Source organism: Arthrobacter sp. MYb213, from assembly GCF_002979915.1.
Lineage (GTDB): Bacteria > Actinomycetota > Actinomycetes > Actinomycetales > Micrococcaceae > Glutamicibacter.
Map to the genome: position 1 here is coordinate 400,392 of NZ_PCQA01000002.1, position 13,712 is coordinate 414,103.

Genomic DNA, 13,712 nt, shown 5'->3' on the forward strand with positions numbered 1-13,712 from the left:
GGATTAGACACCCTCGATCAGCAGGGCGGTTCCCTGACCGACACCGACACACATCGTGGCGACACCGAGCTTGCGCTGGGCACCGCTCAGTTCGCGTTCCATGCGGCCAAGCAAGGTGATCACAATACGTGAACCACTAGAGCCCAGCGGGTGACCCAACGCAATCGCTCCACCTTCACGGTTCACAATCTCAGGATTCACCCCCAGTTCGCTCATGCTAGCCAAGGACTGCGAGGAGAAGGCCTCGTTGATTTCCAAGGCGCCAATGTCCCCAATGGACAGTCCAGCACGGTCAAGCACCTTGTTGGTAGAAGGAACCGGACCCATACCCATGATTTCTTGGGCCAGGCCAGCTGCCTGTCCGTCAATAATGCGGGCGCGAGGCTTCAGGCCAAAACGTTCGATGGCACGTTCGGAGACGACGAGGATGGCCGAGGCACCGTCATTGAGTGTTGAGGCGTTTCCAGCGGTCACCACGGTGCCGCCCTTGACGACCGGGCGCAACGCGGAAAGTACGTCCATGCTGGTGCCGGGGCGTGGCCCTTCGTCGGTGTCCACCACGGTCTCACCCTTACGGGTTTTGACGGTCACCGGAACGATTTCATCCTTAAAGCGTCCAGCTTCGATGGCGTCGATGGCCTTTGCGTGGGAGGCCACTGCGAATTCGTCTGCTGCCTCACGGGAGATGTTGTAAACGCGGGCAACTTCCTCGGCGGTTTCCGGCATCGAGAAGGTGGCCTTACCGTCGCGGGATAATTCACCGGACAGGAAACTTGGATTGGTGAAGCGCCAGCCGATGGACGTGTCGAATACCGCGCCAGGCTTAGCGAACGCTTTGGCAGGCTTCTCCATCACCCAAGGGGCGCGGGACATAGATTCCACACCGCCTGCCACCACGATGTCAGCGGCACCGGATTTGACCATGTGGCTGGCCATCGTAATAGCGCTCATGCCAGAGGCGCAGAGTCGGTTCACGGTGATACCGGGAACGCTGTCGGGGAATCCGGCAAGCAGCCAGCCCATGCGGGCCACGTTGCGGTTTTCTTCGCCTGCACCATTGGCATTGCCAAAGATTACTTCGTCAACCATGGCCGGATCAATGCCGGCATCTTCGATGAGCTGGCGGATGGTGATGGCGGCCAGATCATCGGGCCGAACCGCGCTGAGCGCCCCACCGTAACGACCAACCGGGGTGCGTTTTCCGCCCACCAAGAATGCTTCAGCCATGATTACTCCTTCGTACTCCGGGTTCAGTTCTGGCATCTCTTTCGCGCCAAACGTACCCGGAAAGCTATCCGTACCTGCGCAGTGACACCCACCACGCTAACTTACCGACCATTCGTTCACTAATAGAATCACAGAAATGTTCGCCCAGCGTCAAGAAAGCTACGCCAACAATGACCGAGATTGCTCCATTTAAGGCTTTTTCTACTTCCGCTAAATATCCATTGCGAGTAGATATCCATGTCAGGAGGTTGATTCTCGAATGACACTAACGTAATCTTTGGTAACTGACCGACTCTGGGGGAAATTCCAGATCGTGGACCGTCACCAAGGCCATGTAGTTCGGAAGGCTTTGGGCATCCGGTCGACGGAAAGCTGAAGAGTTACGGAGCACTTATGCCACCGGGAAACAGCAACCAAAACAGTAATCAACCTACCGATCATTTCTCTCCTGATCTCAGTCACGACATTGGCCCCGATATGAACACCGCCGATGGACGAAGAGAAGTGCGCAAAGCCACCGCCGCCTCGGCGATGGGTAATATGACCGAGTGGTTCGACTATGGCGTCTACGCAGTAGCCGTCACCTATATCACCGCGCACTTCTTCCCCACCGAGGGCGGAACACTCATGGCCCTGGCCACGTTCGCGCTTTCCTTCCTCGTCCGCCCGTTGGGCGGGCTCGTCTGGGGTCCACTGGGCGACAAGCTCGGACGTAAGAAGATCCTGGCGCTCACCATCATCATGATGTCGCTGGCAACATTCCTCATCGGTGTGCTGCCAACCTATGCATCTATTGGCGTGGTCGCTCCGGTGCTACTGATCTTGCTTCGCATGGTGCAGGGCTTCTCCACCGGTGGCGAGTACGGTGGCGCAGCCACCTTTATGGCCGAGTATGCCCCGGATAAAAAACGTGGCTTCTTTGGCTCCTTCCTTGAATTTGGCACCTTGGGCGGCTTCGCCCTGGGTACCGCGGTCATGTTGTTCTTGCAGGTAATTCTTGGCGAGCAAGCGATGATGGACTTCGGCTGGCGTATTCCGTTCTTCCTCGCACTGCCAATGGGCCTTATCGGCCTCTACCTGCGTAGCAAGCTCGAGGACACCCCAGTCTTCCAAGAAATGGAAGAAGCAGGCGAAACTCAAGAAGGTGGAACGCTCAAGCAACTGATCATGGATTACTGGCGCCCAATGCTGGTGATGAGTGGTCTGGTGATTGCGTTGAACGTCGTGAACTACACGCTGCTCAGCTATATGCCCACCTATCTAGAAACGCAGATTGGGCTGGCCCCAAGTGCCTCGCTGGCCACCATCCTCATCGGTGAGGTGGCGATGATGGCGGTGATCCCGTTTGCCGGTTCGCTCTCGGATAAGGTCGGCCGAAAGCCTATGTGGTACACCTCGGTAATTGGGCTCTTTGTCTTCGCACTACCAATGTTCTGGCTGATGGGTCAAAGCTTCTTGTGGGCAATTGTTGGCTTCGCAGTCCTGGGCTTGTTGTACATTCCGCAGTTGGCAACGATTACCGCTACCTTCCCCGCAATGTTCCCATCCCATGTCCGCTTCGCCGGATTCGCCATCACCTATAACGTGTCCACAGCGATCTTCGGCGGTACCGCAGCCATTGTGAATGAGGCGGCAATTGATGCCTCCGGGTTCGTACTCTTCCCGGCCCTCTACATGATGATCGCCTGTGTGATTGGCTTCATCGCGATCCGTTTCATGCCGGAAACCGCTGGTGCTTCCTTGCGCGGCACCGACATTCCAGATGCTCTGGATACCGGTATTCTGGCCACCGTCCCGGCGGATGAAAAGACTACCGAGCAAAAGTAAGCAACATCAATACAAAAACTAGGGGCTTGGTTTCCGCCATCAGTGGCGGGAACCAAGCCCCTAGCTTCATCTGCCGAAGACTAAACCTTAAAAATCAACCGGACCGTTGGCTTTCTTGCCAACAAATTTCCATCCAATAAACAAGAGGATCGCAAACACCGGGATGGCCGCAATGGTGTAAAGCCCGATAGGGAAGACCACACCGTCCTCACCGGTCAAGGTGTCAAAGGCAATCAGCGCGGTAATGATCACCAAGGACACCAAACCAATCCACCCGGTCACCGGTGCACCAGGCATGAGTAGTTTTGAGACCTTTCCTTTTTTCTTACGCAACATCAACTGGCAGCCGAAAATTGTGGCCCAGGTGAACAACACCCCAATGGAGGCGGTATTCAGCGCAAGGTCGAAGGCGAAAGTACCACCTAGCCAGACGTTGAGCACCACACCCAGCAGGTAGACCACGCCCACGGTGAGAATGCCCGTGGACGGAACAAAACGCTTGTTCATCTTGGATAACCACTGTGGCGCGTGACCGTTGCCGCTCATGGTGCGTAAGATTCGGCCAATAGAATACAGCCCCGAATTACATGAGGATAGTGCCGCGGTGATCACCACCAGGTTCATCACCGAACCAATCCACCCAAGACCCATCTTGTCGAATACCGTCACGAACGGGCTGACCCCAGCCTCATACTCATTCCACGGCAAGACCATCGCGAGCAGGCTGACGCTACCGATGTAGAACACGAGAATTCTAAAGACCACCGCACGAATTGCCGAAGGTACTTCTTTCTCCGGATTTTCCATCTCTCCGGCGGCAATACCCACCAGTTCAATGGCGTTATAGGCGAAGATCACCGAGTTCAGCACCAAGATGGAAACGAAGAAACCACGTGGGAACATGCCACCCTCGCCGTTCTCATTACCAATAAAGAGGTTAGAAACCGACGCGGTGTGCTCCCCCACCTGCGCACTGGTCACCACCATGTAGGTGCCTACGGCAAGGAACAACAAGATCGCGGTGACCTTGATAAAGGCCGCCCAAAATTCAAATTCTGCGAAGGCTTTGGCGCTGAACAGGTTGATTGCCACCAGCATCGCCAGCGCACATAATGCCGAGACTTCCACCGGAAGCTGCGGGAAGAAGTATTGGAAGTACAACCCAATCGCGACCAGCTCCGCGATTCCGGTCATCACCCAGTTCAGCACGTACATCCAACCCGAGATAAATGCACCCTTGGGGCCAAAAAGTTCTCCGGCGTAGGAGACAAAGGAACCAGAGGTTTGCCGGTACATGATTAGCTCACCCAAGGCACGCATCAGCAGGTAGGCGATACCACCAGCCAGGGCGTAGGAGAAAATCAGTGCCGGCCCGGTAGACGCCAGCCGTCCACCAGATCCCATAAACAGACCCACCCCGATAGCTCCACCAATGGCAATCATTTGCACATGGCGGCGACCCAGAGTCTTCTTATATCCTTCGGCACTAATCTCAGCGTTTTTTGTGCCCTGCTGGTGCTGGCTTGACGACACTTAACTACACTCCTGCAAGTAGGGCCTTCGCTTGCCAGCTACTACTCGTTGGCGGAAGGCACGGGGCAAATTTACTCCCATCTACCCGCAAAGCACCAATCATTGAGGTGACACATATTGCTCAATACCGTCAGCTACGAACGCCTACGCTAAGTTCCGTGGGCGTTGGACTAGCATTTAGAGGGTGAGTAGCCAAAATAATTCAGTCCTGCCCGAGAAGGTCTCCGACATTTTTGATCCCGTGCGTTGGCGCGTTGTCGAAGGGTTCGATTTCACCGACATCACCTACCACCGTCAGGTGGAACGTGACCAGGCCGGAGCGATTGTCCGTGACCTGCCGACGGTACGTATTGCCTTTGACCGCCCAGAGGTACGCAATGCTTTCCGTCCGCACACCGTAGATGAGCTATACCGCGCAATGGATCATGCACGCATGACCAGCAACGTGGCCACGGTCATGCTCACCGGTAATGGTCCGTCCCCGAAGGATGGCGGACACGCGTTCTGCTCCGGTGGAGATCAGCGTATCCGTGGACGTGACGGCTACCGTTACGCCGAAGGCGAGACCGGCGAATCCATCGATCCGGCCCGTGCCGGGCGTCTGCACATCTTAGAAGTCCAACGCCTCATGCGCACCATGCCAAAGGTGGTCTTGTGTGTGGTCAATGGGTGGGCAGCCGGTGGCGGTCACTCCTTGCATGTGGTCTCTGATCTGAGCATCGCCTCCACCGAGCACGGAAAGTTCAAGCAGACCGACGCAACTGTTGGTTCATTTGATGCTGGCTACGGCTCGGCCTTGCTAGCCCGCCAGGTCGGTCAGAAGACCGCCCGCGAGATTTTCTTCCTGGCCCGCGAATACTCGGCAGATGACATGGTGCGCATGGGCGCGGTGAACGAGTCTGTTGCCCACGAGCGTCTAGAAGAAGTAGCGCTGGAATACGCAGCCGACATTGCCAAGCAGTCCCCGCAGGCCATCCGAATGCTGAAGTTTGCGTTCAACCTCGCCGATGACGGATTAGCCGGTCAGCAGGTCTTCGCTGGCGAAGCTACCCGCATGGCCTATATGACCGACGAAGCAGTGGAAGGCCGCGACGCGTTCTTAGCTAAGCGTGACCCAGACTGGTCCAACCACCCGTACTACTTCTAAGCCAAGGAGAAGTTCCTCATATGCTGGCACCTCACCATGTCCTGATGCAATCGTTGGCCGCTAATGCTAATGACTCCGGGCCCGCCGTAGAAGTTTTCGCGGATCCCACGTCAGCTGATGGCGTGCAGATCACTCATCTGCGTGACAAAGACCTGCCGGGCTTTGCACAGACCATGGTGGTGGTGCGCACCTCCGGGTCAACCGGCCGCGCGAAGCGTACGGTCTTAAGCCTTTCGGCCATGGCAGCTAGCGCTGAAGCCACCGCCGAATACCTGGGGTTCGAGGGGCAATGGCTGCTTGCATTACCGGTGCACTACGTGGCCGGACTCAGCGTACTCACCCGTTCATTGTTCGCCGGAACTAACCCGGTGAGCATGGACCTATCTGGTAGTTTCTCCGCGGACAAATTCGTGGACGCTGCCGAACAAATGGTGGAGGGCCGCCGACTCACCTCATTGGTGCCCACCCAACTGGCGCGATTGCTCGATAACCCAGAACCACGCACGGTGGCGGCGCTGAAACGATTTGATGCGATTCTGCTCGGCGGGGCGCGTGCCAGCAAAGACCTGCTCCAAAATTCACGCCATCTAGGTTTGAAAATCTTCCAGACCTACGGCTCTTCGGAAACCTCCGGCGGTCTGGTGTACAACGGCACCGCACTTCCCGGGGTGAAACTTGCCGAGCGTGAAGGCAGGATTATGGTCTCCGGCCCCATGCTCGCAGACGGTTACGCTAATAATCCCGGAGCCACCGCCGAGCACTTCATCCTTCACGAGGGCTCACGTTGGTATCTCACCGATGATTTAGGCACCGTCAACGGAAATCGTTTAGAAATTGCAGGGCGCATCGATGATGTGATTAATACCGGTGGCGTGAAACTTTCCGCAGGGAAGATTGAGGGGCTGCTTGATGAGTTCTTCACGCAGTGCCTGATCCTGCCGGTACCCGACGCGCAATGGGGACAAAGTGTAGGTTTAGCCTATTCAGGCCCCACAAATACGGCAGAAGCCTTCGACGCTGTGCGCCAAACTATTGGTTCAACTGCGGTACCCAAATATGTCCAGCACTACCCGGCGGGGCTTCCGCAATTGCCCAACGGGAAATTTGATCGGCGCAAAATACTGGCTGCACTACTAGCCACGCACTGATCCGATTCGCCTTGCCCGTGGTTTCGCGGGAAACTAGAGGGTACGAGTTTTTTATTCACGCCGAAAGGAACGAGAAGTGGCAACGCTTTCCCAATGGGTCGCTGGCGCGCGACTGCGCACCCTACCCATCGTTATTGCCCCGGTAGTCATTGGTACCGCGGCTGCAGTGGGTCAGACTGGCCAAGTCTCCTGGTTCCGTTTTGTGCTCGCCCTCTTAGTAGGGCTGCTGCTCCAAGTCGGCGTGAACTACTCTAATGACTACTCCGACGGAATCCGCGGGACCGATGATGAACGCGTCGGTCCGGTACGTTTGACCGGTTCCAAGTTAGCCACTCCCACACAGGTGCGAAACGCAGCCTTTGGGTGCTTCGGGCTTGCCGCGATCTTCGGCTTGCTGCTAGTGATACTTTCCTCGACCTGGCCATTGCTCTTAGTCGGGGTGGCCGCGATTTTCGCTGCATGGGGTTATACCGGAGGGAAGAACCCTTACGGTTACCGTGGCTGGGGCGACGTATACGTTTTCATTTTCTTTGGTCTGGTTGCCACCTTGGGAACCACCTATACGCAAAGTGGTCAGCTCACCATCGCAGCACTGCTCGGTGCCATCGGCACCGGCTTTATTGGCTGTGCATTGCTCATGGCAAATAACGTCCGAGATATTCCCACCGATAGTGAGGTTGGAAAAATCACCCTGGCGGTACGTCTAGGCGAGCAGTTGGCTCGCCTGAGCTATGTGTTGATGCTCAGTGTCGCTATCGTCCTGCCACTGCTGTTGACCGGATCCAATCCGTGGATGTGGCTGATCTTGCTGACCTTCGTGCCGGCCGCGGCGCCGAGCTGGGTGATGCTTCGAGAGCAGTCGCTACCGAAACTGGTAGTGGTGCTCAAACAGACCGGCATCGTCAACGTGGTTTATGCAGTGCTCTTTACTCTGGCCATTGTGCTGAACACCTGGCTATAACTAAGAAGCCTTCCAAGTTTTTGAACTTGGAAGGCTTCTTTTTTATTTGTCGTCTGTACGGAGTTTTTCGTCGTAAGCGTCCTCGATGGCTTCTTCGGCCAGCTGAGAATCGGTCTTCGACGCTGAGGTTTTGGCGAACGCATTGCGTGCGTCTTCATTGGCTGCCAGACGTAATTTGTTAAAGAACAAATAGGTCACGGCAAAAGCGATTACCAGGGCAATGAGGCCTGCGGTGAAGATCGGCCAGAGCATTAGTTTCCACAGTGCCAAGAAGACAACGAGGAACAAGCCCAACCGAATCACCGAATATTTCAGAAACTGCATACGTTAAAGTCTACCGATGAACCTGTGAGCCAGATTGTCACTAGACTAGAGTCATGGTCCGCTTTATTATTTTTGCTGCACTCATTTCGGTGGCACTCATGATCTATACATTGATCGAGTGTGCTCGCACCGAACGACATCGGGTGCGCTCCTTGCCTAAGACGGCATGGATCATCATTATCATCGTACTTCCCCTGATCGGGGCGGGTTTGTGGTTTGTTCTAGGACGCCCACAGGCTGCCTCAACTGGCCCAGCTAATAAACAAAGCGCCCCAGATGATGACGAGGATTTCTTGCGTCAACTAGAAATCTGGCGACGTCAGCAACAGCGTGAGTCCGAGCTGAAGGCACGTGAGGAAGAACTCAAACGAAAAGAAGACGACAAGAAGAATCCGAAGAAGGATGACTCTTCGGACGACTCAGATACTCAGCCCAAAGACCTTTAGAACCTTTGGCTTCGTTACCTCGTAGGGCCCGGCATTTGCCGGGCCCTACGATGCTTTAGAGACCGTTTCGCGCGCTCATCCAAATCCAAGATCATCGAGAGTACCCGGTGCCTAGGGTAGGGCTCTCACGAGCCGGATAATAAGCGCACCCAGATCCCGTATAAGGCGGAAAATAAAAGCTCCCCGAAGGATAGCCACTAAGGCGGATCCCGCGGGGAGCTTTTGAACTCTTACCGAGCGGACGTTAGACGCCGGCGTAAGAGTGCAGTCCGTCAAAGAAGATGTTCACGATGGTGAAGTTGAAAATCACGCAGCCGTAGCCAATGATGGACAACCAGGCAGAGCGTGGGCCGGTCCAGCCGCCGGTGGCACGTGCGTGCAGGTAGCCCGCGTAGACTACCCAAATCACGAAGGACCAGACTTCCTTTGGATCCCAGCCCCAGTAGCGTCCCCAGGCGGCTTCAGCCCAGATAGCTCCAGCCATCACGGTGAAGGTCCACATCACAAACGAGATGGTGTTGATACGGTAGGCAAAGTTTTCTAAGGCACCGGCACCAGGAACCAGACGCATGAATGGAAGCTTGTCTGGTAGACCGCTTGCAATCTTATTCATCCGCGAGTGTTGGATCAGCTGCAGAACGTTCATGGCAAAGCTGATGGAGAACAGTGCCGAAGCAAATACCGCGATAGATACGTGGATGACGATCCATGGGCTCTGCAAGGCCGGCACCAGGTGTCCCAAGGGGGTTGGGAAGCCCATCGTTGCACCACAGAGCATCAAGGTTACTAGACCGATGATGAAGCTACCCATGAAGCGCAGATCCTTGAAGAACAGCACCACCAGGTAAACCACCGCGACCACCAAGGCGCCGGTGGAGAGGAACTCATACATGTTGCCCCACGGCACACGGTGTGCTGCCACACCGCGGGAGATGACAGCGAAACCATGCATGGCTACACCCAGCCAAGACAATACCAACGCAATCCGAGCCATATTTCGGTTCGAAGAGTGTTCGGTGTAGTTCATTTTGTCGTTGACAACGTTTTCACTGACGTTGTCCGCTCGTGGGATAGGGCCCCCACGCTTTGGGCTTCGTGGTGCCGACCCGGAGGTGGCTGCCGCGCCCACTAGCATTTCGGAGTCACGTTTAAGCGCTGCCGCATCAATTTCACTGATGGTCTTGTTACTCTTGGCCAGATCAAGTGCGAAGAGGATGAAGGCAACCATATAGACGAACGCCGAAAGCAACATAAACAGCTGGCTATAATTGCCCAGTGCTTCGTTGATTGGCGCGAGATTTGAGCCGTTAGGCATTTACTTCTCCTTGGTCCTGCTTCTGGCTGGCCAATGGCCACTTGCTATCAAAGATATTGTGCAACTCTGTGGACTCACGTTCAAGACGTGGATCCTCGCCACGGGCCAACAGAGCATATTCGACGCTGCGCTGGCCATTGTCATTCTTTAGCTTCACCCAGACGCGACGACGCGGGGTGAACAGCGAAACTGCCAATCCGGCCAAAGCCAAAAACGAAAAGACAGCGATCGGCTTTTTACTCGGATCGTAGTTTACGTCTACCCCGATGAATCGTTTCAGATCATCGAAGGTGATGCTGCCTTTGCCATCTGGCAATTCATAAGTCTGACCTGCTTCAAGCACAATGCCACCGGCATCGAGATTGCGCGAGTTGAGTTCGGTGAGCTTGTCAGTGTCCAGCACATAGACGTTTTGCGGTACACCGTCATCTAGGCCCAGGTTTCCGGAAAAGGAGTTTAGGTGTAGCTGTGGATTGATCGCATTAGGATCACCTGAAATTCCAAACCCTGTTTCATCCACCAGTGCGGTGGGCAACAAGAATCCTTGGAATCCCAACTGTTCTGGTTGCGCGTCAGGGGCTTTGATTACCATCAAGGAGGTGTACACGGAGTCTTGCGGAACGGAGACGACCGGTCCGGAGAATGCCACATCCCCATTGCCGTCCCTGACCGTCACTACCGGCGCATAGCCGTTACCGACCAAGTAAACGTCTGCACCGTTAATGCGCAACGGATGATTAACCTTGATTTCTTCTTCGACAGGCTCTGCATCGGCTGAACGCCGAGTTTCCACATGGGCGGTGAAGTCCAGCGGCTGGCCAAAGTGTGTCTTGGACTCACGGTCAAAGACAATATCGAATTTGTTAAGTTTCACCGAGTACGGCGTAAGATTTTCGGGATTAAAATTCGTGCCAGGAGTGAAGGAGTCGTAAGAAACGAGGGAGTTCACAAAGGTCTCCCCCTCCACGATGACTCGCTGGCCACCATAACCGAAGGCACCACCAATGGCCACCGAAATAAGCACACCAATCAACGAAATATGGAAGGTAAGGTTTCCAATTTCACGAGTGTAACCACGCTCTGCGGCCACCGAACGTCCGGTCGCATCGGATCGACGTTCCACTCGGTAACCACGTTTACGCAGTACCTTGTAGGCATCATCGATGACTTCATCATCGCTGGGAGTACCTACCTCACCTTCGACCAGCGTCAGGGAGGTGTACTGAGGTAGACGGTCAAGCTTGGACGGTGTACGTGGCGGAGGGGTGCGCAAGGCTTGAGCATGCTTTTTTACTCGCGGAATAATACATCCGACCAACGAGATAAACAGCAAAATATAGATCGCTGAGAACCACGCGGAGGAATACACATCAAAAAGCTGGAACCTGTCGAGCCACGGGCCGGAGACCGGGTTATTTTCCAGATATTGGTTAACGGTTTCCGGGTTCATTGATCGCTGCGGGAAGATTGATCCTGGAACTGCTGCGACCGCGAGCAGTAGCAGCAAGAAGAGCGCCGTCGGCATGGAAGTCAGTTGCGTCCAGATCCAGCGGAGGGACCCGAGCAAGCCCAAGGCTGGTGCATCGCTGCGGCCTTTAGCACTGCGTTTATTTTTCGCCATTAAATCGGCAACCTCACTTCATTGGCAAACCAGTTTTGTAGTTCTGCGACCCAGCTTCCCCAAAGCCCGGTCATCATGACCACACCAAGCAGAATCAGCATTCCGCCTCCCAGACGCATCACCAGCAGTTGGTGGCGGCGGAAGAATGCCAGCGCCCGCATGCCACGCTGTAGTCCTAGGGCAATCCCAATAAAGGGAAGGCCCAATCCCAAACAATAAAACGCGGTTAATAACGTTCCGCGACCCACATTCGGATCGGTTCCTGTCGACATGATCAGTACGGCACTGAGCGTAGGACCAATGCACGGGGCCCAGCCTAGTCCGAAGGTGAACCCCAAGATGGGGGCTCCCCACAGGCCGGCCGGCGGCTTGCGGTGAATTTTACGGTCACGTTGCAACCATGAAATACCGCCCATGAAGACGACACCCATAATCACCACGACAAGACCCAATACCTGGGTCACCCAGGCACCTTCAAATCTCAACCAAGCCGTGGCCTGGCTAAAGAGTACTCCGATGGCAATAAAAACTACCGAGAATCCAAGGACAAAGAGCAGCACCCCAAGTAGTACTCGCCCACGGCGGTGTTCGCGTAGGTCAGCACCCGTCAGCCCAGTGACGTAGCCAAGATATCCGGGGACCAGAGGCAGTACACAAGGTGAAAGGAATGAAACGAGACCCGCTAATAAAGCCACCGGCGCGGCCAACAGCAAAGAGCCGTCCAGCACAATGTCGGCAAAGGGATTCGACGTAGTCAACAGGTTGCTCACAATTCTTCGGTGAGTGCTGTATCGATCAGTGTCTCCAGGATCTTAGGGTCAACCGCGCCGATCACACGTGCACGGACTCGTCCCTTACGATCAAGTACCAAGGTGGAAGGTACTGCCTGTAACGGAACATATTTGGTCATTGCCAGCTGAATCTGGCCATCGGTGTCTTGGATCGACTCGTATGGGATCTCAAAGGTGCGTTCGAAGGCTTGTGATGCTTCGGCTTCGTCACGGACGTTGACTCCGATAAATGGAACCTTGTCACCAAATTCTTCGGAGAGTTCTTTCAGATGTGGTGCCTCGATGCGGCATGGGGCGCACGCGGCGTACCAAAAGTTGAGGACCACTGGTTTGCCGCGCATCGCGCTGAGATCAACGGTGGTTCCTTGGTAGGTTTTAGAGTTGATCTCGATTGGCTCGGTACGTTTTTCGACCGCGTATTCTTCGACGGCTCCGTCACCGGCAATGTAGTTCTTGTTGTCTCCGGAACGCGCCTGTTTGGCAAGCGGATCCTCGGTGACCGTGCAGGCGGCCAGTGGCACAGCGACCGCAGCAACCAACATCGAGCGCAACATGGTGCGCCGATTTAGGAAGCGAGGATTCTGTGAGGACTCATTCATCAACTTTAAGCTCCAGGGATGTTCGCCGCGCCAGCCAGCAGGTCTGGGCTCGGTTCGGTGTAGTTCACGGAGCGAAGTTCGTCTCCGTCAAATTCAAAACTGGTAATTGAGGTCAACGTGCATTCGCGCGCTCGCGGATCGTGGAAAAGGCGTTTGCCTTCGGCATCGCGGCGGGTCACCCAAATAGGTAGCTGGTGGCTCACGATGATGATTTCTGCACCATCTCCGTGTTCGGCGAGGGCAGCGTGGCGTTGTTCGTCCATGGCCAGGCGCATTCGAGCAACCTGTTCCACATAAGGTTCACCCCAGGAAGGCCGCAGCGGGTTACGCAGCAACGGCCAATAGCGCGGGTTTTTCAGCTGCGACTTGATCTGCGCTAAACCTTCAAAACTATTTCCGGCTTCGATGACTCGTTCATCGGTGATGATTGGTAAGTCCAGTGCCTGCGCGGTTGGTTGCGCGGTCTGCTGGGCCCGAATGAGCGGGGAGGCGACCAAACGAACTACGTTGGCGCCTTCGGCCTGCCGCTTGGCGAAGTATTCTCCGGCACGGTCTGCCATCTGGAATCCCAGCTCGGAGAGTCCGAATCCTGGGATGCGACCATACAACACGCGGTCCGGGTTGAGAACTTCCCCGTGGCGCAACAAATGAACGGTTGAAACTGGCATGGTTACAGTCTCTCAAACAATCAACCTAAAAGATGAAAATTGTGGCCACGATCAAGTATTCACAGCATCCGCATGGGATTCCCATATCAAAAAACCATCCTTTTG

The 13,712-nt window shown here is 55.3% G+C and carries 13 protein-coding genes; 5 read left to right on the top strand and 8 right to left on the bottom strand.

What is annotated here, in order from left to right; genetic code table 11:
- Window positions 1–3 precede the first annotated feature (3 nt).
- On the bottom strand, window positions 4–1,227 hold the full coding sequence (locus CQ011_RS06260; protein WP_105675688.1) for a thiolase family protein: 1,224 nt from the start codon (window positions 1,225–1,227) through the stop codon (window positions 4–6).
- 393 nt (window positions 1,228–1,620) lie between these two features.
- Here CQ011_RS06260 and CQ011_RS06265 point away from each other — a divergent pair, with 393 nt between their 5' ends.
- Window positions 1,621–3,054 (top strand): MFS transporter, encoded by a 1,434-nt coding sequence (locus CQ011_RS06265; protein ID WP_105675690.1) that lies wholly within the window; start codon window positions 1,621–1,623, stop codon window positions 3,052–3,054.
- Between the two features lie 87 nt (window positions 3,055–3,141).
- Here the strand turns inward: CQ011_RS06265 and CQ011_RS06270 are convergent, their stop codons facing one another.
- The gene (locus CQ011_RS06270; RefSeq protein ID WP_286161107.1) at window positions 3,142–4,587 is read right to left on the bottom strand and encodes an amino acid permease; all 1,446 of its coding nucleotides are present in this window, start codon (window positions 4,585–4,587) and stop codon (window positions 3,142–3,144) included.
- Window positions 4,588–4,771: 184 nt separating this feature from the next.
- Here CQ011_RS06270 and CQ011_RS06275 point away from each other — a divergent pair, with 184 nt between their 5' ends.
- The 3 genes from CQ011_RS06275 (at window position 4,772) to CQ011_RS06285 (ending at window position 7,843) form a co-directional block, all read left to right on the top strand.
- Window positions 4,772–5,734, top strand: coding sequence for a 1,4-dihydroxy-2-naphthoyl-CoA synthase (locus tag CQ011_RS06275; RefSeq protein WP_105675692.1), 963 nt, complete (start codon window positions 4,772–4,774; stop codon window positions 5,732–5,734).
- Between the two features lie 20 nt (window positions 5,735–5,754).
- Window positions 5,755–6,882, top strand: coding sequence for an AMP-binding protein (locus tag CQ011_RS06280; RefSeq protein ID WP_105675694.1), 1,128 nt, complete (start codon window positions 5,755–5,757; stop codon window positions 6,880–6,882).
- Between the two features lie 76 nt (window positions 6,883–6,958).
- Window positions 6,959–7,843 carry a 1,4-dihydroxy-2-naphthoate polyprenyltransferase gene (locus tag CQ011_RS06285; protein WP_105675696.1) on the top strand — a complete coding sequence of 295 codons (885 nt, stop codon included), beginning with the start codon at window positions 6,959–6,961 and terminating at the stop codon, window positions 7,841–7,843.
- Between the two features lie 42 nt (window positions 7,844–7,885).
- On the opposite strand, the gene CQ011_RS06290 is transcribed toward CQ011_RS06285, so the two are convergent.
- On the bottom strand, window positions 7,886–8,167 hold the full coding sequence (locus tag CQ011_RS06290) for a DUF4229 domain-containing protein (RefSeq protein WP_105675698.1): 282 nt from the start codon (window positions 8,165–8,167) through the stop codon (window positions 7,886–7,888).
- A 53-nt stretch (window positions 8,168–8,220) separates the two neighbouring features.
- On the opposite strand from CQ011_RS06290, the gene CQ011_RS06295 reads away from it, so the two are divergent.
- Window positions 8,221–8,613, top strand: a complete 393-nt coding sequence (locus tag CQ011_RS06295) for a PLD nuclease N-terminal domain-containing protein (protein ID WP_105675700.1) — start codon at window positions 8,221–8,223, stop codon at window positions 8,611–8,613.
- A gap of 244 nt (window positions 8,614–8,857) precedes the next feature.
- Here the strand turns inward: CQ011_RS06295 and ccsB are convergent, their stop codons facing one another.
- The 5 genes from ccsB to CQ011_RS06320 are packed head-to-tail and all read right to left on the bottom strand — an operon-like array spanning window position 8,858 to window position 13,607.
- Window positions 8,858–9,928 carry a c-type cytochrome biogenesis protein CcsB gene (gene ccsB / locus CQ011_RS06300; protein ID WP_105675702.1) on the bottom strand — a complete coding sequence of 357 codons (1,071 nt, stop codon included), beginning with the start codon at window positions 9,926–9,928 and terminating at the stop codon, window positions 8,858–8,860.
- Window positions 9,921–11,549 carry a cytochrome c biogenesis protein ResB gene (gene resB / locus CQ011_RS06305; RefSeq protein WP_105675704.1) on the bottom strand — a complete coding sequence of 543 codons (1,629 nt, stop codon included), beginning with the start codon at window positions 11,547–11,549 and terminating at the stop codon, window positions 9,921–9,923. Before resB ends, ccsB begins: the two co-directional genes overlap by 8 nt.
- Entirely contained in the window at window positions 11,549–12,319 is a 771-nt protein-coding gene (locus tag CQ011_RS06310; protein WP_494195087.1) for a cytochrome c biogenesis protein CcdA, read from the bottom strand. Before CQ011_RS06310 ends, resB begins: the two co-directional genes overlap by 1 nt.
- On the bottom strand, window positions 12,316–12,939 hold the full coding sequence (locus tag CQ011_RS06315) for a TlpA family protein disulfide reductase (protein ID WP_105675706.1): 624 nt from the start codon (window positions 12,937–12,939) through the stop codon (window positions 12,316–12,318). Before CQ011_RS06315 ends, CQ011_RS06310 begins: the two co-directional genes overlap by 4 nt.
- 5 nt (window positions 12,940–12,944) lie before the next feature.
- Window positions 12,945–13,607: a histidine phosphatase family protein gene (locus CQ011_RS06320; RefSeq protein WP_105675708.1), complete on the bottom strand. Its 663-nt coding sequence runs from the start codon at window positions 13,605–13,607 to the stop codon at window positions 12,945–12,947.
- Between the last annotated feature and the right edge of the window lie 105 nt (window positions 13,608–13,712).